29 protein-coding genes are annotated in these 26746 nt (G+C 32.6%); 18 read left to right on the forward strand and 11 right to left on the reverse strand.

Annotated elements, in window-relative coordinates; genetic code table 11:
* Positions 1 to 67 precede the first annotated feature (67 nt).
* The 5 genes from SHI72_RS09800 to SHI72_RS09820 form a co-directional block, all read right to left on the reverse strand.
* Complete coding sequence (locus SHI72_RS09800) at positions 68 to 1498, reverse strand: radical SAM/SPASM domain-containing protein (RefSeq protein ID WP_323489849.1); 1431 nt, start codon at positions 1496 to 1498, stop codon at positions 68 to 70.
* Positions 1499 to 1576: 78 nt separating this feature from the next.
* Complete coding sequence (locus SHI72_RS09805; protein ID WP_323489850.1) at positions 1577 to 1750, reverse strand: DUF1843 domain-containing protein; 174 nt, start codon at positions 1748 to 1750, stop codon at positions 1577 to 1579.
* 74 nt (positions 1751 to 1824) lie between these two features.
* Positions 1825 to 2001, reverse strand: coding sequence for a DUF1843 domain-containing protein (locus tag SHI72_RS09810; RefSeq protein ID WP_081912437.1), 177 nt, complete (start codon positions 1999 to 2001; stop codon positions 1825 to 1827).
* Between the two features lie 90 nt (positions 2002 to 2091).
* A complete protein-coding gene (locus tag SHI72_RS09815) occupies positions 2092 to 2403 on the reverse strand; it encodes a hypothetical protein (protein ID WP_323489851.1) in 312 nt (103 codons plus the stop codon).
* Between the two features lie 174 nt (positions 2404 to 2577).
* On the reverse strand, positions 2578 to 3231 hold the full coding sequence (locus SHI72_RS09820) for a hypothetical protein (protein WP_323489852.1): 654 nt from the start codon (positions 3229 to 3231) through the stop codon (positions 2578 to 2580).
* Positions 3232 to 3608: 377 nt separating this feature from the next.
* Here SHI72_RS09820 and SHI72_RS09825 point away from each other — a divergent pair, with 377 nt between their 5' ends.
* The 7 genes from SHI72_RS09825 (at position 3609) to SHI72_RS09855 (ending at position 8385) form a co-directional block, all read left to right on the forward strand.
* Entirely contained in the window at positions 3609 to 4112 is a 504-nt protein-coding gene (locus tag SHI72_RS09825) for a GbsR/MarR family transcriptional regulator (protein ID WP_039111775.1), read from the forward strand.
* Between the two features lie 403 nt (positions 4113 to 4515).
* On the forward strand, positions 4516 to 5229 hold the full coding sequence (locus SHI72_RS09830; RefSeq protein WP_323489853.1) for a DUF2071 domain-containing protein: 714 nt from the start codon (positions 4516 to 4518) through the stop codon (positions 5227 to 5229).
* Positions 5226 to 5582, forward strand: a complete 357-nt coding sequence (locus SHI72_RS09835) for a hypothetical protein (protein WP_039117328.1) — start codon at positions 5226 to 5228, stop codon at positions 5580 to 5582. The genes SHI72_RS09830 and SHI72_RS09835 overlap by 4 nt, the downstream gene beginning before the upstream one ends.
* A 13-nt stretch (positions 5583 to 5595) precedes the next feature.
* The gene (locus SHI72_RS09840; RefSeq protein WP_323489854.1) at positions 5596 to 5982 is read left to right on the forward strand and encodes a hypothetical protein; all 387 of its coding nucleotides are present in this window, start codon (positions 5596 to 5598) and stop codon (positions 5980 to 5982) included.
* 75 nt (positions 5983 to 6057) lie between these two features.
* The gene (locus SHI72_RS09845) at positions 6058 to 6966 is read left to right on the forward strand and encodes a TIGR01777 family oxidoreductase (RefSeq protein ID WP_323489855.1); all 909 of its coding nucleotides are present in this window, start codon (positions 6058 to 6060) and stop codon (positions 6964 to 6966) included.
* Positions 6967 to 7314: 348 nt separating this feature from the next.
* A complete protein-coding gene (locus tag SHI72_RS09850; RefSeq protein WP_323489856.1) occupies positions 7315 to 7770 on the forward strand; it encodes an SRPBCC family protein in 456 nt (151 codons plus the stop codon).
* Between the two features lie 216 nt (positions 7771 to 7986).
* Entirely contained in the window at positions 7987 to 8385 is a 399-nt protein-coding gene (locus tag SHI72_RS09855; protein ID WP_039111782.1) for a DUF1090 domain-containing protein, read from the forward strand.
* Between the two features lie 62 nt (positions 8386 to 8447).
* Here the strand turns inward: SHI72_RS09855 and SHI72_RS09860 are convergent, their stop codons facing one another.
* Positions 8448 to 9263, reverse strand: a complete 816-nt coding sequence (locus SHI72_RS09860) for a hypothetical protein (protein ID WP_323489857.1) — start codon at positions 9261 to 9263, stop codon at positions 8448 to 8450.
* Positions 9264 to 9398: 135 nt separating this feature from the next.
* Between SHI72_RS09860 and gcvP the strand changes: the two genes are divergently transcribed.
* The 6 genes from gcvP to SHI72_RS09890 all read left to right on the forward strand — a co-directional run bounded on the left by gcvP (position 9399) and on the right by SHI72_RS09890 (position 16714).
* Entirely contained in the window at positions 9399 to 12248 is a 2850-nt protein-coding gene (gene gcvP, locus SHI72_RS09865) for an aminomethyl-transferring glycine dehydrogenase (protein WP_323489858.1), read from the forward strand.
* A gap of 261 nt (positions 12249 to 12509) precedes the next feature.
* Positions 12510 to 13568 (forward strand): ketoacyl-ACP synthase III, encoded by a 1059-nt coding sequence (locus SHI72_RS09870; RefSeq protein ID WP_323489859.1) that lies wholly within the window; start codon positions 12510 to 12512, stop codon positions 13566 to 13568.
* Positions 13569 to 13724: 156 nt separating this feature from the next.
* Positions 13725 to 14246 (forward strand): methyltransferase, encoded by a 522-nt coding sequence (locus tag SHI72_RS09875; RefSeq protein ID WP_323489860.1) that lies wholly within the window; start codon positions 13725 to 13727, stop codon positions 14244 to 14246.
* Positions 14247 to 14276: 30 nt separating this feature from the next.
* Positions 14277 to 15125 carry a glycosyltransferase family 2 protein gene (locus SHI72_RS09880; RefSeq protein ID WP_323489861.1) on the forward strand — a complete coding sequence of 283 codons (849 nt, stop codon included), beginning with the start codon at positions 14277 to 14279 and terminating at the stop codon, positions 15123 to 15125.
* An 81-nt stretch (positions 15126 to 15206) separates the two neighbouring features.
* On the forward strand, positions 15207 to 15956 hold the full coding sequence (locus SHI72_RS09885) for an MlaE family ABC transporter permease (RefSeq protein WP_035619715.1): 750 nt from the start codon (positions 15207 to 15209) through the stop codon (positions 15954 to 15956).
* Complete coding sequence (locus tag SHI72_RS09890; protein ID WP_323489862.1) at positions 15953 to 16714, forward strand: ABC transporter ATP-binding protein; 762 nt, start codon at positions 15953 to 15955, stop codon at positions 16712 to 16714. The genes SHI72_RS09885 and SHI72_RS09890 overlap by 4 nt, the downstream gene beginning before the upstream one ends.
* A 92-nt stretch (positions 16715 to 16806) precedes the next feature.
* Here SHI72_RS09890 and SHI72_RS09895 read toward each other — a convergent pair whose 3' ends face one another.
* From SHI72_RS09895 to SHI72_RS09915, 5 genes are all read right to left on the reverse strand, one after another.
* Positions 16807 to 17412: a SprT-like domain-containing protein gene (locus SHI72_RS09895; protein ID WP_323489863.1), complete on the reverse strand. Its 606-nt coding sequence runs from the start codon at positions 17410 to 17412 to the stop codon at positions 16807 to 16809.
* A gap of 33 nt (positions 17413 to 17445) precedes the next feature.
* The gene (locus SHI72_RS09900; RefSeq protein ID WP_323489864.1) at positions 17446 to 17799 is read right to left on the reverse strand and encodes a four helix bundle protein; all 354 of its coding nucleotides are present in this window, start codon (positions 17797 to 17799) and stop codon (positions 17446 to 17448) included.
* A gap of 28 nt (positions 17800 to 17827) precedes the next feature.
* Complete coding sequence (locus tag SHI72_RS09905; protein ID WP_323489865.1) at positions 17828 to 18505, reverse strand: SDR family oxidoreductase; 678 nt, start codon at positions 18503 to 18505, stop codon at positions 17828 to 17830.
* A gap of 37 nt (positions 18506 to 18542) precedes the next feature.
* Entirely contained in the window at positions 18543 to 19517 is a 975-nt protein-coding gene (locus tag SHI72_RS09910; protein WP_323489866.1) for a M20/M25/M40 family metallo-hydrolase, read from the reverse strand.
* Between the two features lie 184 nt (positions 19518 to 19701).
* Positions 19702 to 20844, reverse strand: a complete 1143-nt coding sequence (locus SHI72_RS09915; RefSeq protein ID WP_195735617.1) for an acyl-CoA dehydrogenase family protein — start codon at positions 20842 to 20844, stop codon at positions 19702 to 19704.
* 655 nt (positions 20845 to 21499) lie between these two features.
* Here SHI72_RS09915 and SHI72_RS09920 point away from each other — a divergent pair.
* The 5 genes from SHI72_RS09920 (at position 21500) to SHI72_RS09940 (ending at position 26741) form a co-directional block, all read left to right on the forward strand.
* Positions 21500 to 22075, forward strand: coding sequence for a chalcone isomerase family protein (locus SHI72_RS09920; protein ID WP_323489867.1), 576 nt, complete (start codon positions 21500 to 21502; stop codon positions 22073 to 22075).
* Between the two features lie 256 nt (positions 22076 to 22331).
* Complete coding sequence (locus SHI72_RS09925; RefSeq protein ID WP_323489868.1) at positions 22332 to 22907, forward strand: chalcone isomerase family protein; 576 nt, start codon at positions 22332 to 22334, stop codon at positions 22905 to 22907.
* Positions 22908 to 23514: 607 nt separating this feature from the next.
* Complete coding sequence (locus SHI72_RS09930) at positions 23515 to 24090, forward strand: chalcone isomerase family protein (RefSeq protein ID WP_323489869.1); 576 nt, start codon at positions 23515 to 23517, stop codon at positions 24088 to 24090.
* Positions 24091 to 24213: 123 nt separating this feature from the next.
* On the forward strand, positions 24214 to 25440 hold the full coding sequence (locus SHI72_RS09935; protein WP_039111794.1) for a Glu/Leu/Phe/Val dehydrogenase dimerization domain-containing protein: 1227 nt from the start codon (positions 24214 to 24216) through the stop codon (positions 25438 to 25440).
* Between the two features lie 398 nt (positions 25441 to 25838).
* Entirely contained in the window at positions 25839 to 26741 is a 903-nt protein-coding gene (locus SHI72_RS09940; protein ID WP_039117336.1) for a hypothetical protein, read from the forward strand.
* Positions 26742 to 26746 lie beyond the last annotated feature (5 nt).

A 26746-nucleotide genomic window follows, 5' to 3' on the forward strand; every position in this document is an offset into this window, starting at 1 on the left:
GTATTAGATAGAAAAGATTAAAGCTGGATTCTTAAAAAACAACCCGCCTTTCTTAAACAGTTCTCTATTATTTCATCATTAATAATTCTAATTTTTCTAGGGTTTGTTTTGCTCTTTCCATTTTAACGGCATATTCATCATTTACTTTTTGAACATCGGCATTACAAAAACTGCAAATTGTTTCTTCTTCATAGACATAATTATCACATCCGTTGCATAACTTAAGTGCTTTGGGTATTCTGGGAACTCTGTCTGCAATCTCTGTAACTGGAACAGAAATAGGAGTTTCACTATTTGGTGATTGTATTTCTACTATTACTCCATTTTCATCTTCAACTATAATTTCAAAAAGTCCCATATCAAAAGAATCGCCTGGAGCTTCTTGTATTTTTCTTATTCGTTCCTTAAGTCCTTTCTTTTTTAATTCTAAAGCACGATGATGACAAAAAGGATTATTACCTCTCTTACCAAACAACACATGGCTTGTCCATGTACAGCCAGCCAAGCAAGAAGATTCATAGTAGCAGCCTTTGCAACCTCCCCATAATTCTTCTTTATTTCTATATCTTGAAAAAACCATTTCTTCGCTATATTTCCAAATGTCTTCCAGATCCATATCTTTTACATTACCTCCTGTATAAGCACTTGTGGGTAATGACGGACAACCTTTAATTTTACCATCTGCCTCAATCCCTATTCCTGTATGTCCTGCTGAACATCCTGTATAATATTTTTCATTTCCCTGTCTCCAAATATGTTCATACGGTCCAAAATAACCAATGTTATTACCTGCCTGTATTAAAATATTATGCGCTAAGGCTTTTCTGTATATTACGATAAGATCGTCGTAAAAATCTATTAATTCATAAGGCTGAACTATTAATTCTTCTGAGTTATCTACGGCATTTCCCATAGCAACCGCAAGTTGTATTTGCCAGTTCTTTACATCATTTTCTATTAGAACATCCAAAAGTTCATTCAATTCATTTTTGCTTCTTTTTGTAATTACTGTATTTACGCTAGAAGTTATATTGTGTTTTTTAAGTAGTTGCAAGCAATTAACTGCATGCTCAAAAGAATCTCTTCTTCCTCTTATTTTATTATGTGTATCAGGCATTCCATCGATGGAAACTCCAATATTATTTATTCCTGCTTTTTTTGCATCAATGATTCGCTCTTCGTTTAAGTTATATGCACCAGACTGCATAGAACATTCAATCCCACTTTGATGTATTCTTTCGATAATTTCAAGCCAGTCTTTTCTTAAAAAAGCTTCTCCACCAATAATGGAAATTTCTCTTGTACCAAGACGTTTAAGACTATCAATAACACCAAAACATTGTTCCGTAGTTAATTCGCCAGGTCTTACTTTTCCAGCTCTGGATCCGCAATGTGAGCATTTTAAATTACAAGCTAAAGTAATTTCCCACACTACATGAACCGGAGTAGCTGTTTCATAATCATCTCTTACTCTGTATCGTGTCGAAGTCTTGTCCATCTTAATTTTATTTATGGTTTGATAATTGGTTAAAAAAACGGTTTAAAAAGTAAAACTTAATAAACCGTCTTTTTGAGATTACTTTTTCTTTTTCAAAGAATCAATTGCATCAAGCAATTCTACCAATGCTACATGCAAATCTTTTTGATCTCTTATGGTTTTCTTAGCTTGTTCAGCTACTGCAACCATTTTTTCTAAATCATTTGAAGCAATCGCTTCTCTGATTCCTACTCCGTAAAGCACTGTTGCCATAATGTCTTGTATTTATAGTTATTCCTACTCTTTAGGTTTTTCAGATCCACCCTTGTTTTTCTGTACAAGTCAGTTTATTTTTTCTTCTTTAAAGAATCTATTGCGTCTAGCAAGTCTAATAAAGCTACAGTTAGATCTCCTTGGTCTTTTATGGTTTGCTTTGCTTGTTTAGCGACAGCTTCCATCTTAGCCAAATCATTTGAGACTAAAGCTTCTCTAATAGCAACACCGTATGGCATAATTATTCCCATTGTTATAGTTTTTAATAATTAATTATCGTTTTACTTCATGACAAATAACTTTTGTACGTTATGAATCATGCAAAAAATCATTGTAGTAGCTTATTCACCCAATGTTATAGTTCTTCCAAATTGTGGATCATTACTAACATTTGTGCAAAACATCCACTCAGTTGTAAAACGAGAACCATCTTCTTTCTCTCCCGTTGCTACATATTTATGATGGATATTAAGTTTTGGTTTTGGGCTTTCTAAATTAAGATTATAGAATAAAGATCTCCCAAGTGTACCAAAACCATAGGTTCCACTAGCTCCTTCAATAATAGGAAGAATAACAGGTCCAACGCCTCCACCATTCCATTCAACATAAGGATACACATTCACATTTTTTACTTTTACAGGTATTGCTTGCATAATAATAGTTTTGTCCTACTCATAAGGCTTTTCAGATCCGCCCCCGCTTTGTACTGTGCGAAACAGTCCGTTTATTTTAGTGGGTTCTGCTCCACTTATTTGATTTGAAACTAAAGCTTCTCTAATAGTGACTCAATATGGAATAATCATTTCCACTGTTATTGCATCTATCTATTATTCAGTAGGTCCAAAATGATGCAAAAAAAGTGCTGGTTCATTTGCATCCAAACAAGTCAGATGCCCCATTGTCACAGTTTTACCTTCTTTGTTTTTTCCAGTAATCATGATATCTTTCAATCCTGGTCTTAATCTGCCTAAGCGATTTCCTTTAATAACTTCAATTCCCATTTCATGAGGAGTACCAGTTTTGGTAGCAATAATATTACCCGAACCATTTTCTATTAGTATTGCCTCTCCAATAGCTGGTGCAGGAAATATCTGAGTTACTGTAATATCTGTAAGTGGACCTAGTACAATATAAGGAGGTACATTTCCAACATTAACAGCTTCAGATTCTTTAATCCCCAATCTTATGGTTCTCCCAAACTCTATATCATTGGTTGTATTTGTGCTATACATCCACGGAGTTGTAAAAGGAGTACCATCTTCATTCTCTCCAGTAGCAAAATATCTCTGATGTATACCGATACTAGATTTCTCAGGTTTTAAATCAAGATTGTAGAATACAGATCTTCCAAGTGTTCCAACAGCGTAGGTTCCGCTAGCTCCATCGATAACAGGAAGAATTACAGGTCCAATCCCTCCACCATTCCAATCAATGTAAGGGTACACTTTCACATTTTTTACTTTTACAGGTATTGCTTGCATAATAATAGTTTTGTCCTACTCATATGGCTTTTCAGATCCGCCTCCGCTTTTTACTGTGCGAAACAGTTCGTTTTTTTAAGTGGGTTCTGCTCCACTTATTTGGTATGCTAAAAAGCATTTTAGAATTTTCAAAAACATCTTAATGGTACGTTTTTGGGGCTATTTCTATTTCAAAGCTAGAACAAACAAATACCCCTTTTGGACAAAATGTTATCAAACAGAAATTCTTTGCTATGAATCAAACAAAGAAATGACACGAAACCGAAAACCACGTATAAACACCTGATTTAAACTGTATTAAACAACAAACTTCACTTTTACGCAATAAACTTTCATTTATTTTTGAAAGTTTAAAAACTTTTACTTACTTTTGATCTATGGAATTCAAAGAAGCAAAAAATAAATTCGTTCAAACATGGGGAGCATTAGGTTCTCAATGGGGTATTAATAAAACCATGGCACAAATCCATGCTTTATTAATGGTTTCAAACGAACCAGTTTCTATGGAAGATATTATGGACGAATTGCAAATTTCGCGTGGTAATACCAGCATGAACCTAAAAGCTTTGATGGATTGGGGAATTGTCTATAAAGAATACAAAACCGGAGAAAGAAGAGAATTCTTTACTGCCGAAAAAGATTTAGATGAACTTGCTGTGAAGATTGCAAGAGAAAGAAGTAAACGCGAAATTAAACCTGCTCTTAAAATTTTAAAAGAAGTTTCCTCGATTGACTCGAAGAATTCTGCAGAAGAAAAACACTTTGTTGAGCAAACCACCAAGTTGTATGATTTTGTTTTAAAAGCAGATAATATGTTGGATAAAATGACCGAATTCAATGAAAACTGGTTGGGGCGTTTGGTCCTGAAAATTATGAAGTAAAACATCAAACTAAAAAAATTTAACTAAAACTTTCATTTTTTTCTGAAAGTTTAAAACAATCAATAACCATGAAAACTATAAAAAACATTAACACATTTGCCATTTGCCTTCCCTTTGTCCTTCTACTTACCTATCCCATATTTAAAGAAGTGGCATTTATACTAGCCTTATACTCAACTATGCTAACTGGGTTCCTACAATTTTCAATTGGTGTAAAAATGTTAATCGATAATCCGCATGATAGAGCTCTCCAAACTTATATGGCAGTAGTAGCTTCATTCTTTATTCTTTGGTTAATTAATCACCGTCTAAATTATAATCACTTTTTAACCTATATATTATTTCCTACTCCTCTACTATTAGCAATTTATCTTTCAAGTATAATTTATAAAAAACCAAACCAATGAGTTTCTTAACCGCCGAATGGAAAAACTTAGCATTATTAAATTACGAAGTTGATGCTAAAACATTAGAGAAATATATTCCTTCAGGAACCGAAATAGATATATGGAACAACAAATGTTATGTGAGTTTAGTTGGTTTTATGTTCGAGAATACAAAAGTATTAGGAATGAAATTCCCTTTTCATATCAACTTCGAAGAAGTCAATCTAAGATTTTATGTTAAACGTTTTGAAAATGGAGAATGGAAACGTGGTGTAGTCTTCATTAAAGAAATAGTCCCGAAAACTGCCATTACCTTTATAGCAAATACACTATATAATGAGCATTACCAAACCAATAAAATGAAGCATTCTGTTACCGATAATGAAGAATCAAAAACATTTGTTTACCAATGGAAAAATTATAACAAGTGGAATTCAATTGAAATTGAAACAGAGAAAAAGGAATTAGAAATAGAATTAAACTCCGAAGCCGAATTTATTACTGAGCATTATTTTGGATATACTAAATATGATAATAATACCACTTTCGAATATGAAGTAACGCACCCAAGATGGCAACAACTACCAATAATCGATTATAAAATAGATGTCGATTTTGAAGATAACTACGGGAAAGATTTTGCTTTCCTGAATAAATCAAAACCAGTTTCAGCTTTTCTAGCAATTGGCTCTAAGATTACTGTCGAGAACAAGAAAAAAATAAGGTCATGAATGCAAATCTTAATATTATTGGGTATTTCATTTACTTAATGATTACCATCTTCATCATTGTACGGGTTGGAAAAACTTGTTATAAAAATGGCAATGTATTCGTTTCTGAACTTATTCCCAATCACGAAGATTTATGCCAACGAATAAATCAAATGCTACTTCTAGGCTATTATCTATTAAATATTGGCTATTGTGCAATGACTTTAATTTCGTGGGAAACAATAATAACTACCAATCAACTCATAGAAGTAATAGCAACCAAAACAGCAATTATCATATTTATAATCTCAGGATTACATTACATAAACATCATTATAATAACTAAATACATTCAAAAATTAATTAATAACTAGTAAATTAAACATCATGGAAACTACAAAAATTTTAGTCGGTTATGCAATCTATTTACCAATAGCACTTTTTCTAACATACTATGTTTCTAAAACTTTATTCGCAAACGGAAAAATATACATGCTAGACATATTTAGAGGAAGAGAAGAAATTGCGGATGCAACCAACAAACTTTTCGAAACAGGTTTTTACCTTCTTAATCTTGGCTTTGCATTAATGATATTAAGAATAACCGAAGACATTAATAATTATCAAACCTTAATCGAAGCTTTAAGTTATAAAATAGGAAGTTTTTCTATTTACCTTGGATTAATGTTATTCCTTAATTTGTATTTCTTCTTTAGAGGAAAAAGAAAAGCTAGAGAAGCACAACAAGAAGACAGATTAGTTTTAAAAATTTAATTATTAATAACCAAATCCTAACAATCCTGATCTCGAAACGTCGAGACGGGATTGTTAGGGTTAATACTTTACAAAATGAGTAAACTTATTATAGCAGCTGGAACAGGTTTTTTAGGACAGGTCCTAGTCAACCATTTTAAAAATAAATTTGAAGAAATTGTAATTCTGACTCGAGGAAAATCAAAAACTATTGACGGAATTAAATATATAAACTGGGATGCAAAAACTTTTTCTGGTTGGGAAAGCGAACTTGAAGATGCTACAGTTTTAATAAATCTGGCAGGAAAATCTGTAGATTGTCGTTATACAAAAGAAAACAAAAGAGAAATATTATTATCTCGAATCGAGAGTACCAAGGTTTTAAACAAAGCCGTTTTAAATTGTGTAAATCCACCTAAACATTGGCTAAATTCATCTACAGCAACAATTTATCGATTTTCATTAGATAAAGAAATGGATGAAGCTACTGGCGAAATCGGAAATGATTTTTCTATAAATGTAGCTCTATCTTGGGAAAAAGCGTTCTTTAAAACAGAAACTCCAAGTACCTTAAAAACCGCTTTAAGAACTTCGATCGTTTTAGGGAAGAAAGGCGGCGCTTTAATTCCGCTTAAAACCTTAGCCAAAATAGGTTTCGGAGGAAAACAAGGAAAAGGAAATCAATTTATTAGTTGGATTCACGAAGACGATTTTGCCAATGCAATAGACTTTATACTCCAAAAAGAAATGATTGGGCTAGTTAATGTTGTTTCCCCTAAACCGATTCGCAATACAGACTTTATGAAGAAACTTCAAAAAGCTGTTGGTTTTCCTTTCGGAATCCCACTCAATACATTTTTGCTTAAAATAGGAGCTTTCTTTATTCGAACACAACCCGAATTAGTTTTAAAAAGCAGAAACGTGATTCCGAAAAAACTTTTAGAGAATGGATTTGAATTTAAGTTCGATAATGTAGAGGATGCTTTTAAAGATTTATTGAAGTAAAATCTTTGACAAAGCTTAGAATCAAGTCTCTAAAGAACTTCATTTTATCTCAAGTGATTATAATTTATTAAGTTCTATCACATTTTGATCATAGCTCACGGTTTCAACCGTGTGATACAGATTGTGATAATATTGCGCTCCAACGGTTGAAACCGTTGGCAATGTTATAACATGCATATATTATTGCTATTCGTTGTCAAGCCATTAGTTTGATTTGTATAATCTGAATTTCTCTCACATCAAAAAGAAAAAGATTCTGTCTATTTCTATAAAAAAAATTGGTAAAATTCAAAGGAAGTTCCTTACAGCAGTAATTTAAAACTTTGACAAAGATAACACCAACTAATTATGACAACAATTCATCTCACAACAAAAATAAAAGCAACGAAACAGATCGTCTTTGATAATTCCAGAGATATTGATATTCACCAACAATCTGCTAGCAAATCTAATGAAGTTGCAATTGCTGGTGTAACAACCGGACTCATAAACTATAACGAAACGGTAACGTGGCGAAGCAAACACTTCGGATTGTACTTAACACACAAAAGCCGAATTACTGCAATGAATTTTTACGATCATTTTGTAGATGAAATGGAAAGCGGAAAATTTAAGTCATTTAAACACGAGCATTTTTTTAAAGAAGAAAACGGACAAACAATCATGACTGATAAATTAGAATATGAAACTCCGTTTAGTGTAATTGGAAAATTGTTTGATCTGCTGTTTTTAAAGAAACATTTGATTCAATTTCTATTAGAACGAAACAAAATCTTAAAAAAAGTATCTGAAAAAGATAACTAAAATAGATTCCTTATTTTTATAATTACCACATCCAAAACCTTTAAAATCAACCAGCTTAATATAATTTAACAAAATTTCAACATAAAAAAAGACAGGCATGGCATGCTTTATGTAAAGAGATATGAAAGATAAAACTTTCAAATTTTATGAACTTATCTCTAAAACAACCAGATTTTCTTCTTAAAGCTGAAAATCATTAATTTTAAAAATAAAGTTATGACATTAAAAACTAAATTATTATCCGCAGCATTTTTTACTGTTTCTTTTATCGGATTTGCGCAAAGTAATTGTAAAGACTTAACAGGATGCGAAAGAAAATTATGTGAATTGAACACAAAATTAGAGTATGCCAAACAGTACGGAAATCAAAATAAGATTAGAGGGATTGAAAATGCTATAGCACAAACCAAAAATAACTGTACTACAAAGACAGTAAATAATGATCTTGACAAAAAGGTAAAAGATAAAGAACAAAAAGTTAAAGAAAGAACCGATGATCTAAATAAAGCGATTAAAGATCAGGAGGGAAAAGAAAAAATCGACAAGAAAAAGAAGAAATTGGATGAAGCCAAAGCAGAATTAAATAAAGCTGTTACAGCTCAAAAAACGAAATAAAGCTTTACTTGCACTTATACAAAACCGATGTTGATACATCGGTTTTTTTGTTTTTATATCTTTTATCCATAAAATGCAACCATCAACCACCAAAAAATCGGAATACTTTCGACCCAAAAAGAAGTATAATATTTAGATCTTTTTTCATTTGCAAAAACAATAAAAAGTGACAACACAAGAACCATAATTAAATTAATCACCAATTGATTATTATCAAGAGTAGATTTAAAAAACTCAAGAAGGTAAAATGGAATTAGAAGTAATAATCCTAAAATTTTTGTTCGCTTTACTCCTATTTGCTGCGGAACAGTTTGCAAATGTGGATCATCATTGGCAAGATCGATAATTTCGAAAATTAATATTAGCACGAAAACCAAAATAAAACGCTGTACACATTTTAAATAAAAATCGGAAGTAAACGCAATTTCAGCATTTATTAATGGCAAAACCAAAGTAGCTCCAACCCAACAAAGTGCCACAATATATATTTTGACACCAGCCCAGTTTCGGGCATTTTTTCTATTCGGGAAAAATGGAAGTGTATAAAGTGCCATAATTGCAAATATTCCTACCGAGACAATTTGAGTGATTCGCTTTAATTGAAAAAAATAATACCCTACTAATAAAAGAGAACAAAAACTAAAAACTGCAATAATTTTTAATTGATTCCCTATTGGCACTCTATTAACCCGAACCAAAGCATCGTATTTCACAAAATTATATCCTACAATAGTTCCAAAAAACACAAACAAAGCCATCGATTCATCATACTCAATACCAAACATATGGAACGTTAAACGTACCAATGCATAACACGATAAAGCAACGTGAATGCTACTAATGATATAAAAATTAAATAACTGCGTAACTACCTTCATATAACAAAACTAATCAATTAATAAGAAATCAACCCTTTAGTTGTAAATTTGACAAAAAATGCGATTAAAAATAGCAATTAGATTATTATTAATACTTAATTTTGCACCACTAAAAAACAACACTTTTACTACTATATGAAAACAGATGCTTTTGCTTTAAGACACATTGGCCCGAGAGAAACCGACCATCAACAAATGTTGAAAACAATTGGAGTTGAATCTATTGAACAACTCGTTTATGAAACGCTTCCAGATGACATTCGTTTAAAAGCACCGTTAAACTTAGATCCTGCAATGACAGAATATGAGTTTTCAAATCACATACACCAACTAGGAAATAAAAATAAGGTTTTTAAATCATATATTGGTTTAGGATACAACCAAGCTATTGTTCCAGCTGTAATTCAAAGAAATGTTTTTGAAAACCCAGGATGGTACACAGCATATACACCTTACCAAGCTGAAATAGCTCAAGGTCGTTTAGAGGCAATTCTTAATTTCCAAACTACAGTTATTGAATTAACTGGAATGGAAATTGCCAATGCATCATTATTAGATGAGGCAACTGCTGCTGCTGAGGCAATGGCACTTTTATTTGATGTAAGATCAAGAGATCAAAAGAAAAACGAAATCAATAAGTTTTTCGTTTCTGAAGAAATTTTACCACAAACATTATCAGTTTTACAAACTCGTGCAACACCTATCGGAGTTGAACTAGTTATAGGAAATCACGAAACATTCGATTTCTCTACTGCATATTTTGGAGCAATCCTACAATATCCTGGAAAATACGGACAAGTTCATGATTATGCTGCATTTATCGCTAAAGCAAAAGAAAACGAAATTAAAGTTGCTGTTGCTGCCGATATTTTAAGCTTAGCAAAATTAACTCCTCCAGGAGAAATGGGAGCTGCAGTTGTTGTAGGAACTACACAACGTTTTGGTATTCCGTTAGGATATGGTGGACCACACGCTGCTTATTTTGCAACAAAAGACGAATACAAACGAAGCATGCCAGGACGTATCATTGGTGTTACAATCGATACTAACGGAAACCGTGCTTTACGTATGGCATTACAAACACGTGAGCAACATATAAAACGTGATAAAGCAACTTCAAACATTTGTACTGCACAGGTATTATTATCTGTAATGGCAGGAATGTATGCAGTATATCACGGCCCAAAAGGATTGCAATACATCGCAGACAAAGTTCACGCTGCAACTGCAACACTTGCAAACGAATTAAAAAAATTAGGCGTAGAACAAACTAATACAGCATTCTTTGATACAATCGTTGTAAAAGCTGATGCTAAAAAAGTACGCACAATTGCAGAACAAAACGAAATTAACTTTTACTACATCGACGATAACACAATTTCTATTTCATTAAACGAAACAGTAAGTGTTGCCGAAGTAAACGAAATCATTTCCGTTTTTGCTACAGCTACAAATCAACAAGCTACTACAATCGATAGCTTAACAAATACAAATCATTTCCCAGAACATTTAAAAAGAACATCATCATTTTTAGAACATGATGTTTTCAATAAATACCATTCAGAAACAGCTTTGATGCGTTACATCAAAATGTTAGAACGTAAAGATTTAGCTTTAAATCACTCGATGATTTCGCTAGGTTCTTGTACAATGAAACTGAATGCAGCTTCAGAAATGTTACCATTAAGTAGCCCACAATGGAACAACATTCACCCTTTTGCTCCGCTTGATCAAGCACAAGGATACCAAGAAATGTTGAAAAAACTAGAGCAACAATTAAATGTTATCACAGGTTTTGCAGGAACAACTTTGCAACCAAACTCTGGTGCACAAGGAGAATATGCAGGTCTTATGGTTATTCGTGCGTATCACCAATCAAAAGGAGATCACCACAGAAACATTGCTTTAATTCCTTCATCGGCACACGGAACAAATCCTGCATCGGCTGCAATGGCTGGAATGAAAGTTATTGTAACTAAAACTTTAGAGAACGGAAATATCGACGTAGAAGATTTACGCGAAAAAGCAATCTTGCATAAAGACAACCTTTCTTGTTTAATGGTAACTTACCCATCTACGCATGGAGTTTACGAAAGTGCTATTAAAGAAATCACACAATTGATCCACGATAACGGAGGTCAAGTATATATGGATGGTGCAAATATGAATGCTCAGGTTGGATTAACAAATCCTGCTACAATTGGAGCCGACGTTTGTCACTTAAACCTACACAAAACATTTGCAATCCCTCACGGTGGCGGTGGACCAGGAGTTGGACCAATTTGCGTTGCGCCACAACTAGTTCCTTTTTTACCAGGAAACCCAGTTATAGCAACAGGAGGAGATCATGCAATTACAGCTATATCTGCAGCTCCATGGGGTTCAGCATTAGTTTGCTTAATTTCTTACGGATACATCTCGATGTTAGGAGCCGAAGGTTTAAAAAGCGCTACACAACATGCAATTTTAAATGCTAACTACATCAAAGAAAAATTAAGCGGTCATTATGAAACTTTATATTCTGGAGAAATGGGTCGTGCAGCTCACGAAATGATCCTAGAATGTCGTCCTTTTAAACAAAAAGGAATCGAAGTTACAGATATCGCAAAACGTTTAATGGATTATGGTTTCCATGCTCCAACAGTTTCTTTCCCAGTTGCAGGAACATTAATGATTGAACCTACAGAAAGTGAAAACTTAGAAGAATTAGATCGTTTTTGCGAGGCTATGATTTCTATTCGTAAAGAAATAGAAGCTTCTACTATCGAAGACAAAAACAATGTATTAAAAAATTCTCCACATACATTAGCAATGCTTACTACAGATGTTTGGGATTTCCCATACACAAGAGAGCAAGCAGCTTTCCCATTAGATTATATTGCTGAGAACAAATTCTGGCCAACTGTTCGCAGAGCCGATGATGCTTTTGGAGATAGAAATTTAGTATGTAGTTGTGCTCCTATTGAAGCCTACATGGAAGAGTAAAAAACAAAAGCTATTCTTACAAATGCCTCGATTAATCGAGGCATTTTTTTTGACATAATAAAATATTTTTAAAATAAATTTTCGAGAAGCATTAATTTACTTAATAAAAAATTCAAAAATCGCCAATATTAATTGATAAATAACCAGTTATTGCCGCAAAACAGAAATTATTCCATAATTATATGCACGCATAGTAAATATTATGGCTGTAATTATTATTTTATTTCTAAATTAGCCTAAATTATTTTGGAAAACTGTATAATGAAAATAAAAATAACAGGAATAGGTAGCTATATTCCGCAGAAAGAAATAAAGAATACGGATTTTGATAAGCATGTATTTTTAAATGAAGACGGAACACCTTTTGGCTACCCAAACGAGGTTGTCATTAATAAGTTCAAAGGTATAACAGGTATTGAAAACAGACGTTATGCCGAAGATCAATATACTTCTTCCGATTTAGCATTCTTCGCTTCACAAAGAGCAATCGAAAATGCCAAAATCGACCCAGAAACTCTTGATTACATTATTTTCGCTCACAACTTTGGTGATGTAAAATACGGAACAACCCAATCTGATATTTTACCAAGTTTAGCAACTCGCGTAAAAAACAAATTAGGTATTAAAAACCCAAAATGTGTTGCATACGATATCCTTTTTGGATGTCCAGGATGGATTGAAGGCGTGCTACAAGCAAATGCTTTCATCAAATCTGGCATGGCAAAACGTTGTTTAGTTATTGGAGCCGAAACTCTTTCTAGAGTTGTAGATGATCATGATAGAGATTCTATGATATATTCAGATGGAGCTGGAGCATCAATAATCGAAGCTTCAGATGATGAAACTGGATTATTGTCTTACGAAAGTGCCACTTTTGCAAGTGAAGAAGCCGGATATTTATACTTCGGTAAATCATACAACCCCGATTTAGACCCAGATACCAAATACATAAAAATGTATGGTCGTAAAATATACGAATTTGCTTTAAGCCAAGTTCCAGCAGCTATGAAAAGCTGTTTAGACAAAAGCGGAATTGCTATCGATGATGTAAAAAAAATCTTGATACATCAGGCAAACGAAAAAATGGACGAAGCGATTATCAATCGTTTTTACAAATTACACGGCAAAACTCCACCAGAAAACATCATGCCAATGAGCATTCATGATTTAGGAAACAGCAGTGTAGCAACAGTACCTACGCTTTATGACCTATTAATACAAGGAAAATTAGAGAATCATCAAATTAACAAAGGCGACGTTGTAATTTTTGCTTCAGTTGGAGCAGGAATGAATGTAAATGCATTTGTATACAGATATTAAATTTATAAAATAGTTTCAGTCGCAGTTTACAGTATGTTAAACTGATTACTGCAACTGAATACTAAAAAGTCCGCATTTTAAAATGCGGACTTTTTAGTATATTTGCACCCTAATTAAAACTAAGAACGAGAGATTGCTTCGTTCCTCGCAATAACTATGTACGAAAAAACATATCCGAATAAACGATTCAAACATACTTTAGAATTCCTAAAAAAGCACATCACAACATCCGAGACCGTTTTGGATTTAGGAGTTGAAAATCCGTTTTCAAAAATTATGAAAGCTGAAGGATTTAAAGTAAAAAATACAACTGGTGAAGATTTAGATATTGACCAAAGCGTATTTTCTACCGAAAAACAAGATGTAGTTACTGCTTTCGAAATCTTCGAACATTTGCTAAACCCATTCACAATTCTAAACGAAATAAAATCAGATAAACTATTTATCTCGATTCCTATGCGTTTATGGTTCTCACCAGCATATCGTAGTAAAACAGATATGTGGGACAGACACTATCATGAATTTGAAGATTGGCAATTAGACTGGCTTCTTGAAAAAACAGGTTGGAAAATCATCGACAGACAAAAATGGACCAATCCGGTAAAAAAATTCGGAATCCGTCCTTTGTTAAGAAGCTTTACCAATAGATATTATATTGTATACGCAGAAAGAAAATAGTTTTCAGTATCAGTTTCCAGTTTATTAAATATGAAATATTACATTGTTATACCGGCACATAACGAGCAAGAACTTATTGGCTTAACGTTGCAATCATTGATTTCGCAAACCGTTTTACCAAAAAAGATTGTTGTAGTCAATGATAATTCAACCGATAAAACGGAAGAAGTTGTATTGAATTATGCCAAAGAAAATCCATACATATCATTGGTAAACAAAACCTCGAGTGCTATACATTTGCCAGGAAGCAAAGTAATTCAAGCATTTCATAAAGGATTTGAAACCCTTGATGATGATTATGATATCATTGTAAAAATAGATGGAGATTTAATTTTCCCACCAAACTATTTCGAAACTATTATTTCTCACTTTCAATCTGATCCTAAAATCGGAATGGCTGGAGGATTTTGCTATATAGAAAAAAATGGAGATTGGATCTTAGAAAACCTAACTGATAAAGACCATATTCGTGGCGCTCTAAAAGCCTATAGAAAAGAAACTTTTCAGCAAATTGGTGGTTTAAAAGCTTCAATGGGTTGGGACACGGTAGACGAATTACTTTGTAAATATTATGATTGGAAAATAGTTACCGATTCTTCTTTACATGTAAAACACCTTAAACCAACAGGCGCAAACTACAACAAAACAGCCCGTTATAAACAAGGCGAAGCTTTTTACACTTTAGGATATGGATTTTGGATCACCGCAATTGCATCTGCAAAGTTGGCAATGATGAAGAAAAAACCATTACTATTCTTTGATTACATTAAAGGATTCCTGAAAGCAAAAAAAGCAAAAACACCATTATTGGTAACCGATGCACAAGCAAAATTCATTCGAAATTATCGTTTGAAAAAAATGAAAGAAAAGCTTTTTTAGTTCAAGCAATCAAAAAAACTATAAAATCTAAACCGTAAACTGGCAACTATTTTCGTAATTTAGCCCATATTCGTAAAAACTATGATGCTCATTCGTTATTTATCCCAAATAGGAAGATACTTCTTGATGCTTAAAGAAATTTTCAACAAACAAACCAAATGGTCTGTGATGAAAAAACTAATCTTTAAAGAAATTGATGACTTAATTATTGATTCACTTGGTATTGTTTGTTTCATTTCATTCTTCGTAGGTGGAGTTGTTGCAATACAAACTGCATTAAACTTAACAAATCCATTAATTCCTAAATACTTAATTGGTTTTGCAACCAGACAATCTGTAATTTTAGAATTTGCCCCAACCTTTATTTCTGTTATTATGGCGGGAAAAATGGGGTCTTTCATTACATCAAGTATAGGAACCATGCGCGTTACAGAACAAATCGATGCGCTGGAAGTTATGGGTGTAAACTCATTAAACTATCTTGTTTTCCCTAAAATAATCGCTTTACTATTATATCCTTTTGTAATCGGAATCAGTATGTTCTTAGGTATTTTTGGTGGATGGCTAGCTGGAGTTTACGGCGGATTTACAACCAGTGATGATTTTATAATGGGGGCACAAATGGAGTTTATTCCGTTTCATATTACTTATGCGTTTATTAAAACCATAATTTTTGCCATGTTATTGGCAACAATCCCATCTTTTCATGGTTATTATATGAAAGGTGGAGCACTAGAAGTAGGTAAAGCAAGTACAGTAGCCTTCGTATGGACATCTGTATCGATTATCCTTTTCAATTATATACTAACACAATTGTTATTAGGCTCATGATAGAAGTAAAAAACATAGAAAAATCATTTGGCGACAGCAAAGTACTTAAAGGTGTTTCAACCGTATTTGAAACCGGAAAAACTAATCTTATTATTGGACAAAGTGGATCTGGGAAAACGGTATTATTAAAAAGCTTATTAGGTATTCATACACCAGATTCTGGAACAATTGAGTTTGATGGCAGAGTTTATTCAGAACTTGATCCAGATGAAAAAAGAGAATTACGTACAGAAATCGGAATGGTATTTCAAGGAAGTGCTTTATTTGACTCTATGACCGTAGCCGAGAATGTAGCTTTCCCACTTAGAATGTTTACCAAAGACACGGGATCTAAAATTCAAGACCGTGTAGATTTTGTTTTAAAAAGAGTAAATCTAATTGACGCACATAAAAAATTACCTTCAGAAATTTCTGGAGGAATGCAAAAACGTGTGGCTATTGCCCGCGCCATTGTAAACAACCCAAAATACTTATTTTGTGATGAACCAAACTCTGGTTTAGATCCAAATACTTCGACTTTAATTGATAATTTAATTAAAGAAATAACTGAAGAATATAACATTACCACCGTAATAAACACGCATGATATGAACTCTGTGATGGAAATTGGTGAGAATATTTTATTCTTAAAAAATGGAGTAAAAGAATGGCAAGGAACTAAAGAAGAAATTTTCGTAACCGATAATAAAGCTATTGTCGAATTTGTTTATTCTTCTAATCTGTTCAAGAAAGTAAGAGAAGCTTATTTAAAAGGATAATTTCTTTATTATATACAATATTAAAAATCCCAAATTTCAACTTTATTCAGATTGAAATTTGGGATTTTTATATTTGCTTTTAATGCTAAAAATTAATCTCTGCCAACCAACAACTCAACTTCGGCATTTGGATTAAAAAGATACGTTCTTCCTGAGCTTATTTCTACACATTCAAAACGTTTCGTTCTTACAGCTACTTTCTTAAAGACTTTTCCGTTGTGAATTCTGAAAACACTACCGTATGGAATCTCAAAAATGTAATTTTTATCATTCTGCTTATCGTATTGCTTCAAAGCCAATGATAAAGTAGTATCCGTATCGCTACTTGCCGTAGGGTTCTTAAAATGCCTTGCAAGCAGTGGTAATAAGTGACTAGGAAATATCTCTGGACGAATAAAAGGAACCATCAATCGTTGGAAAGAATATTTCCATTCATTTCCATGAGGTTTAATTTTTCTTCCAAACTTTTCAAACGCAACCAAATGCGAAATTTCATGAATTAATGTAATCAGAAACTTGTATTTATTCAAGCTAGAATTTACAGTAATCTCATGCTTACCGCTCGGACCTTTCCTATAATCTCCATGACGAGTTTGCCTTTCGTTTACAATCTTAAGATGCACACGATTATCAACAATCAGGTCAAAAACTGGCTTTACAGCGTGTTCAGGAATATATTTAGATAGCGTTTCGTTCAAAACTGAAATAAGTTATAAATTATGAGTTATGAGTTATAAGTTTTTCTTTGAGGTAATTATTATGCTTCTTATAATTTTCAAAACCTCATTACATTGTTGATGTAGAGATTCAAATTCTATAGTAGAAACATAATCTGTCTCTTTTAATATTTCCAACCAATACATAGATTCATCACATTCTTTTTGAGCAATTGATAACTTATGAATAAAATCTGGCTTACTTTGAGCATTAACAGCTTCGCGAACATTTGCCCCAACAGAAGTAATTGAACGTAAAAACTGCTTACTCATTATGAATTCTTTCTTTTCAGAAACCATCCATTTATAAAAATTAACTCCTCTTATAGCTAACTCAAAACTTTTGGTTTTCACGATACTTTCACTCATAATTCAGAACTTATAATTCATAATTAATTTAAGGATTTGTAGAAGAAACTTCTAATACTTTTCCGTTAAAATATTTATTACCATTTAATGTAAAATCATAAATATAAGTTGCCATTCCGCTAGCCGAAATTGGCGCTTGATATCCAGGAAAAGCTTCTTGCAACATTTCTGTCTGAACAGAACCTAATGCCAAAACATTAAATGAGATTCCTTTTTCTTTGTATTCTTCTGCCAATAATTCCGATAACGTAATTACTGCACCTTTACTAGAACTATAAGCAGCAAGTCCTGCAAATTTAAGACTTCCGCGAACTCCTCCTATAGAACTTATTGTTACCACATGACTTCCTTTTTGAAGATAAGGCAAACAAACTCTCGTAAGGTTTGCTACTGCAAAAACATTCACTTTGTAAATACTTTCAAAATCTGTTTGAGTAGTTTCTGCAAAAGGTTTTAAAAGTAAACTTCCGGCATTATGTACCAAAGCATCAACTTTTTTCCAAGTCGAAGAAAGAAAATCCTCTACTTTATATAATTCAGATTCATTAGATAAATCAATAGAAAGACAAGTAACATTAGCATGCTCCAAAAGCAATTGAGGAATTTTTCTAGAGATAGCCAATACTTGATGTCCCGCATTTGCAAATTGCAAAGCAAGCTCATAACCAATCCCTCTACTCGTTCCTGTAATAATAATATTTTTCATGTAGCAAAAATAAGGAAAACCAATAAAAAAGCATAGTTTATTTAGTCATCAAAATCTCTTTTGTTGGAGAAATTGCCATATGAGTCACTGCAGGCAACAATTCCTGAATAAATGAAGTCATATGTGGAATATCCATTACTTTAAATTCATCCGAAACATGATGATAAAATTCAAAATTTTCAAAATCGAATGTACTTATTGATTGACAAGGAACTTTAAATGCCTCGAAAAAAGGAAAATTATCTGATCTAAAAAACAATTGATATTCGGCTTCTTTAGGTAAGAATCCAATAGTTTTATCTCCTGTATATTCATTGATTTTTGTCGCCATATTCGATTTATCAAAACCTGTAATATAAGCTAAGAAATCACGTTTCATTGGCACTCCAATCATTTCTATATTTAACTGTGTGTATAAATTAAAGTTTTTAGCTTTAAGTTTTTTCGCCAAATGTTTAGAACCTAAAAGTCCTTTTTCTTCACCTGCAAAAAACACAAAAAGTACGCTTCGTTTATTCGATTTGGTTTCACTAAAATATTTAGCTATTTCAGCAACAGCAGTAACACCAGAAGCGTCATCATTTGCACCGTTATTTATAAAATCGCCATTAACTCCTTTTTTATCAATTCCGATATGATCATAATGCGCACTCAAAATCACAAATTCATTTTTCAGTTTTGCATCAGTTCCTTCTAAATATCCAACTATGTTATATGCTGGAGTTTTAAATGTAGATAAAGTATCACGATAAGAGGAGAAATAAGGTTTTACCTTATTGGCTTTAAAGAAATCTTCCAAATAAATAGCCGCCGCTTCAATTCCCTTAGTTCCTGTTTCTCTACCTTCTAATTCATCCGAAGAAAGATATTTTAAAATCGATGCAACATCATTCTCTTTTACTTTATAAGTAACTTCTAACTTAGAAGCTGTTTGTGTAGTTTCGGTTGTAACTGTATTATTGGATTTACATCCAAAAAAGATAAAAGGAAATAAAAGTACTAGTTTTTTCATTATATAAAATTTTGAGTTGATTCGTTAAGTTTATATCGTTTTCAATTATAATTCTAAAAAACGAGCAACTACTAAAAAACATAGTCACTCGCTTAGTTGTAAATATAATTATTTTTTATTGCAAAAATAAAACCCTTTCAAAGCCAAAAGCCGAAAGGGTTTTTTATACAATTTAAGGATACAATTATCCTGCGATAACTGCTCTTGAAATTACTATTTTTTGAATTTCAGAAGTTCCTTCATAAATCTGTGTAATTTTTGCATCACGCATAAAACGCTCAACATGATACTCTTTTACGTATCCGTTTCCACCATGAATTTGTACCGCTTCTACAGCCGTATCCATTGCAACTTGCGAAGCAAATAATTTTGCCATAGCACCACTTACATCATAGTTATTATGTTGGTCTTTATCCCAAGCTGCTTTCATACAAAGATGACGAGCTGCTTCGATATTTACTGCCATATCTGCCAATTTAAAAGCAATAGCTTGGTGATTGCAAATTTCAGTTCCAAAAGCTTTACGCTCTTTAGAATATTTTAAAGCAAGTTCATAAGCACCAGAAGCAATTCCTAAAGCTTGAGAAGCAATACCGATTCTTCCACCTGCCAATGTTTTCATAGCAAATTTAAAACCAAATCCATCTTCACCAATTCTGTTTTCTTTAGGTACTTTTACATCACTAAACATCAAAGAATGTGTATCTGAACCACGAATTCCCATTTTTTGTTCCTTAGGACCAACAGAGAAACCTGGCATATCTTTAGTCATGATTAAAGCGTTGATACCTTTATGTTTTTTCTCAGCATGAGTTTGTACAATTACAATATAAACTGATGCAGTATTACCATTAGTAATCCAGTTTTTAGTACCATTTACTAAATAATGGTCTCCCATATCAATTCCAGAAGTTTTTTGAGATGTAGCATCACTACCAGCTTCAGGCTCACTTAAGCAAAACGCACCGTGAATTTCTCCAGAAGCTAATCCTGGTAAGTATTTTTGTTTTTGTTCTTCGGTACCAAAAGCTTGAAGTCCCCAACAAACTAGTGAATTATTTACCGACATTACTACTGAAGCCGAAGCATCAACTTTCGAAATCTCTTCCATAGCAATTACGTATGAAGTCGTATCTAAACCACTTCCTCCGTATTTAGGGTCAACCATCATTCCCATGAATCCGAGTTGTCCCATTTTTTTTATTTGTTCCGTAGGGAAAATTTGCTTTTCGTCTCTTTCTATCACACCAGGTAACAATTCGTTTTGAGCAAAATCTCTAGCAGCTTGTTGAATCATTAAGTGCTCTTCGGTAAGATTAAAATCCATAGTATTATAAAATAAAAGTTGCTTTTTGTTAAAAAAATATATCCAAAGGTACTTTTTTATACTGAAATTTTCAATTTTGACTTGCATTTTTGACTAAAGAAAAAACATCACTATATCGTTATCGTAATGATATCAAGAACTTCGCTTAATCTCGACAGTTTAGCAACCCTTAAAATTTTATTAAAGAACTCAGAAATAGCTATCAAAAATTCTAAAAACTGAGACAATTGAATATAAAAATTTCATCTGAAAAATACATAAAATACTTCTCAGAATTACAACCTTTTTTAAAATAAACGTATCTTAATACATCTCCAAATAATTTCAGATTTCATCATAAGAGATAAAGCCAAAATCGCGAGTAAGGTTAACAAATTGCAAGCATAAAGTTTCTAAAATATGTTTTTTGAAGAAAAAAACGAGCCAATTATTCAAATTTCACACTTCAAAATGTCATTTTCAATCAAATTATGAACATCAAAAAATAAGATAATTCAGCAAATATTCCCATTTCATAAACAACTAACTGCCAAAACGATAACTTTCAAATAGACGTTTTCTTACATAAGCGGTTTTCGTAAAAAATACAGCGCTTTAGTTATAAAAATATAGAAATTAAAAGTATTTTTGTCAAAATCACATAAATTACGAGAATATGAAAAACTTATTACTATTACTTACTGTAATTTTAACTTTGCAATTCACAGATGCAACGGCTCAAAAATCTTTCGATATTGATGGTGTTACTGTTCCAAGAACAATGCAATTCCAGAGCAAAACTTTATCCTTAAATGGTGCAGGCGGAAGATCAAAGATGTGGTTAGAGGTTTATGTTCAAGCATTATATTTATCGCAACTAAGCCAAGATCCTAAATTTATTATTGATAGTGATACCGAAATGGCAATTCGTATTGAAATTACCTCTTCGATGGTATCCTCAAATAAATTGACAAAAGCCATGAATAGTGGTTTCGAAAAATCTGCTGGAGATAATCTGGAAGCATTACGTCCAAGAATCGAAGAATTTAAAAGCTTTTTGAGCGATGAAATCACCCAAAAGGATGTTTTTAAACTTATCTACTCCCCTGTCGACTCCTCAGTTTGGGTATACAAGAATGATGTTCTAAAAGGAAAAGTTCAAGGTTTTGACTTCAAAAAAGCACTTTTCGGAATCTGGTTATCTGATAAACCAGCAGATGAAAAACTAAAAAATCAACTACTAGGTAAATAATATTCCTAACTCCTTAGATTAAAAATGCTCCAGTAATCAAATTATCTGGAGCATTTTTTTCATGTCTATTAAATAAGACTTACAATAAAAATCTTAGAGTAAAAGAATCTCTTTCTCCATAAGATTTTACTCTTGCAAAAAATAAAACTATTTTAAAAATACACTCCCCTTTTTCAATCCATAAAAAAGGCAACTGAACTATGCTAGAGAAATAGAAAATTAAAAGTAATTTTGCAAAAATTTAAAATTCAATAAAATGAAAAACTTTTTGCTATCCCTTACAGTAATTCTGACTTTACAATTCTCGACTGTTACAGCTCAGCAATCATTCGATATTGAAGGTGTTATAGTTCCAAGAACAATTCAATTTCAAAACAAACCTTTATCGTTAAATGGTGCTGGTGCAAGATCGGCAATGTGGTCTGGACTATATGTACAAGCACTATACTTATCTCAATTGAGTCAAGATCCAAAATTTATTATTGATAGTGATACCGAAATGGCTATCCGAATTGAAATCACTTCTTCGTTGGTATCTGCAAAGAAACTAACCAAATCGATGGACGAAAATTTCCAGAAAACAGCTGGTGATAACATTGGAGCATTACGAACAAGAATTGAAGAATTAAAAAGCTACTTAAGCGATGAAATCACCAAAGACGATGTTTACAAACTCATTTATTCTCCTATCGACTCCTCTGTTTGGGTTTATAAAAATGAACATTTAAAAGGAAAAATTTCAGGGTTTGATTTCAAAAAAGCGCTATTCGGAATCTGGTTGTCTGAAAAACCTGCCGATGAAAAACTAAAGAATCAATTATTAGGCAAATAATCTACAGAAACAAATACAGCTTCTCTTAGAAAAGAAAACTAGAGAAGCTGCATTAAAAAAAATTACCTCTTCCGAATTTCCATCAGAATAAACCCTGACTCGATAATGAAATTTAAATTTTCAGTATAAATTTCACTACTAGCAATCAAATAACATAGTATTTGAACTACAAATAAATTGCTAACTTTTACAAATTACACCTCCCTAAAAAACATATGTACTTTTTACCCTATAAAAACAAACCTGTTTTTATAATTTGTATTACTGTTTACATTCTTTATTTTGGTTAGATAGAATAAATTTATTTTATCAAAAATAAACCTCATAACTCCTAATAACAAGACACTTAAACTTAAATAAACTTTTGTTTTTCTATTTCTTGCCATAATAAAATCAAGAAGCAAAATAGTTTTTTTAACTGATGGAACTACTTATCAAAACACTCCAAAATTCTGGATTATTTCATTCTTATAACACCCTGATTTACAAATTCATAAAATTTATTAAAATCCTTAAACATAAGGCATTTCCTGAAAAACGGGACGTAAATTACTTTAAAAACATAGAAATTAGGCGTATTTTAGCAAAAATCATAAAATACCATACAATGAAAAATTTATTACTTTTATTTACATTAATTCTTACTTTCCAAATCTCAACCGTAACAGCACAAAAAACCTTTACTATAGATGGTGTTACAATTCCGAGAACAATCCAATTTCAAAGTAAAGCTTTATCGTTAAATGGCGGTGGTGGAAAATCGACAATGTGGCCAGGAACATATCTGCAAGCATTATACTTATCACAATTAAGCCAAGATTCGAAATATATTCTTGATAGTGATAGCGCAATGGCAATGCGTATTGAAGTTACTTCTTCAACAGTATCTACACCAAAATTATTAAAAGCTATAGATGATAATTTCAAAAAAACATACCCAGGCAACATAGAAACATTGCGACCTAAAATAGAAGAATTTAAAAGCTACTTTATGGGTGAAATAAGTAAAAGAAACACTTTTAAACTTATATACTCCCCTTCTGATGCCTCTGTTTGGATCTACAAAAACAATCAGTTAAAGGGTAAAATTCCTGGATTTGAATTCAAAAAAGCACTCTTCGGAATCTGGTTATCCAAGAAGCCTGCTGACCAAAAACTAAAAGATCAATTATTAGGCAAATAATTATTTCTGAAGGTTTTTAGTTAAAAAATTAGCATAAAATAAGGCATCCGAAATATTTTACTAAATACACATTTCGCATTATCCAATTTTTTATATTTGTGAAAATTAAACATATCGCAGAAAATGAAAGATTTATTAAAGAAATTCGAAAATAAAGAACCTGAAATCGTATTCAATTGGAAAGATTCTGAAACTGAGGCCGAAGGATGGACAGTAATTAATTCTCTTCGAGGTGGGGCTGCCGGTGGTGGTACTCGTATGCGAAAAGGTTTGGATATGAACGAAGTTTTATCATTGGCAAAAACAATGGAAGTAAAATTTTCAGTTTCTGGACCTGCGATTGGTGGGGCTAAATCTGGTATTAATTTTGATCCAAATGACCCAAGAAAGAAAGGTGTTTTACAACGTTGGTACAAAGCAGTTTCTCCATTACTAAAAAGTTATTACGGAACTGGTGGGGATTTAAACGTTGATGAAATTCACGAAGTAATTCCAATGACCGAAGAATGCGGTGTTTGGCATCCACAAGAAGGAGTTTTTAACGGACACTTTAAACCTACCGAAGCTGACAAAATTAACCGAATTGGACAATTACGTCAAGGTGTTATTAAGGTAATCGAAAACCCAAAGTTCTCTCCAGATGTAACCAGAAAATATACTGTAGCCGATATGATTACAGGTTTTGGTGTTGCTGAAGCTGTTCGTCATTTTTACACTACTTATGGTGGCGATGTAAAAGGTAAGAAAGCAATCGTACAAGGTTTTGGAAATGTGGGTTCTGCAGCTGCTTTTTACTTGGCAGATATGGGAGCTAAAGTAATTGGAATCATCGACAGAGATGGTGGGTTGATTAACGAAGAAGGTTTTTCTTTTGAAGAAATCAAAGCATTATTTTTAGCAAAAGATGGTAACAAACTTGTTGCTCAAAACATGATTCCGTTTGAAGAAATTAACGAAAAGATATGGACAATTGGAGCCGAAATTTTCACTCCATGTGCAGCATCTAGATTAGTAACTCAAAATCAAATCGACGCATTAATTGCTAATGGACTTGAAGTTATTTCTTGTGGTGCAAATGTACCTTTTGCAGATAAAGAAATTTTCTTTGGTTCTATCATGGAACAAGTAGACAGCAAAGTGAGTTTAATTCCTGACTTTATTTCTAACTGCGGAATGGCTCGTGTTTTTGCTTATTTCATGGAAAAGAAAGTACAAATGACCGATGAGGCTATTTTTAATGACACTTCAGACACTATAAAAAATGCGATACAAAAAGCGCATGCTTTAAGTGCATCAAAAACAAATATCAGCGCAACAGCTTTTGAAATTGCACTGAAACAATTAGTATAAATTATTTTATACCATATTTTAAAACGAACTGAATCAGATTAAATCTATTTGGTTCGTTTTTTTTGTTTATAAAAAAAGGTTAGCCACAGATTTAACCACAAACTTGTCTTTCTGAGGAAAAACTTTGCGCACTTTGCGTAAACCTTAGCGCACTTTGCGGTTAATTTTTTATACCACAGATTAAAATAATTAAACGGATTTAAAAAAATTACCTTTAAAATTTCACGCAGATTTACACAGATCTAAGCAGATTTATAAAACTTTGCGTCCTTTGCGGTTAAATCACCAACTACAGATTTAAAAACTTTACGGTTAAATCCCTTACCCTCTTTGATTGTAAACAATTTTCAGTAATTTTATACGTTTTACTAATACACTTATAAAAATTCAGCATAAAAATGAGTTCACCCATTTCTTCAGACAAAAAGAAATCATTACTACTCTCTACCCTTATATATGCAACAATACTATTATTGTTGTTCTTCATTCGTTTTTGGCCACCAGCAAATGGTATGACTGAACTCGCTGGAGGTGGCGGAGGTGGTGGCGTTACCGTAAACTTTGGTGATAGCGATTTAGGCTCTGGTGCAAATTACAAAAGTGAAGTTCTGGAAGTTAAAAATCATGCAAAACAAACGCCTGTAAAATCGACTCCTGAAGAAGCAACATTATCACAAGAAAATTCTACAGAAGAAAGTGTTGTTATTCCGCAGAAAGAAAAAACTAAAAAACCGATAACTGTTACAAAACCTGACCCAAAACCTGTCGTTGTAAAACCTAAAGTTTCGAATACGACTAATGATGCTTTATCGAGCATTTTAAAAGGCTCTAACAAAGGTGGTGATGGCGATGATAAAGTTGCAGGAAACAAAGGAAAATCAAACGGAAATTTAAGCTCTAATGGTTATTACGGAACCGGAGGCTCTGGAGGTGGAACTGGTGGAGGAAACGGAACTGGTACAGGCATAGGAACAGGTAGCGGATATGGTTCCGGAAGTGGCGGAGGATCAGGAAGTGGTTCTGGTGGTGTTTCAGGTTACTCTCTTGGAAACAGAAAAGCATTATCTAAACCAGCTCCAAACTATACGTGTAATGAAACAGGAAGAGTCGTTGTAGAAGTTTCTGTAGATAGAAACGGGAGAACCATAAGTGCTATAGCTGGAATTAAAGGAACTACAAACACAGCGAAATGTTTATTGGATCAAGCCAAAATAGCTGCCATGAATACCAAATGGGACGCAAGTAGTGATGCTCCCGAAAAACAAGTTGGTAAGATCATTTATAATTTTAATTTGAATTAAAAAAC

It is taken from the genome of Flavobacterium sp. PL02 (genome assembly GCF_035013205.1).
Lineage (GTDB): Bacteria > Bacteroidota > Bacteroidia > Flavobacteriales > Flavobacteriaceae > Flavobacterium.